Annotated in this window: 1 pseudogene; it reads right to left on the bottom strand. The window is 69.4% G+C overall.

The annotated features are described in order from the left end of the window. Nucleotides 1-66 precede the first annotated feature (66 nt). A pseudogene (locus tag EN745_RS35400) lies at nucleotides 67-774 on the bottom strand (DNA mismatch repair protein MutL); the annotation flags it as partial.

The following is a 774-nucleotide window of genomic DNA, read 5'->3' on the forward strand; positions in this document are numbered from 1 at the left end:
GCGCTTACCTCCTCCTTGTGGGGAGGGTCGCCGCGAAGCAGCGGGGCGGGGCTGCGCCGTACGATCCTACCGCCGCCCGAACAGCCGCTCGATATCGGCGAGCTTGAGCTCGATATAGGTCGGGCGGCCGTGGTTGCAGGTGCCGGAGCCGGGCGTCGCCTCCATCTGGCGCAGCAGCGCGTTCATCTCTTCGGGCTTGAGCAGCCGCCCCGAACGTACCGAGCCGTGGCAGGCCATGGTCGCGGCGATATGGTGCAGCCGCTCCTTCAGCGTCTCGACCGTGTCGTTGTCGGCGATCTCGTCGGCGAGGTCGCGCACCAGTTGCTGCACGTTGGTCTCGCCGAGCATCGAAGGCGTCTCGCGCACCGCCACCGCGCCAGGGCCGAAGCGCTCGACGCCGAGGCCGAATCTGGCCAGCGTTTCGGAGTGCATGGCCAACCGCTCGGCGTCGTCCTCCGGCAGGTCGACGATCTCCGGCAGCAAAAGCATCTGCGAGGGCACCGCGCGCGAGTACAGCGCGTTCTTCAAGGCCTCGTAGACCAACCGCTCATGCGCGGCGTGCTGGTCGACGATGACAAGGGAATCCCTGGTCTGGGCGACGATATAATTCTCGTGCACCTGCGCGCGCGCCGCGCCCAGCGCCGTGCCGAGCAGCGTCTCGGCCGGCTCGTCCCGGCCGGCGCGCGCATCGGCGCTGGCAAGCGGCCCAGCTTCGAACGCCGCCTGTTCGCTTTCGCCGAAGCCGGCCCCTTGCGGCCGGGTGTCGCCATATCC

The sequence above is a fragment of the Mesorhizobium sp. M4A.F.Ca.ET.022.05.2.1 genome (genome assembly GCF_003998845.1).
Classification (GTDB): domain Bacteria; phylum Pseudomonadota; class Alphaproteobacteria; order Rhizobiales; family Rhizobiaceae; genus Mesorhizobium.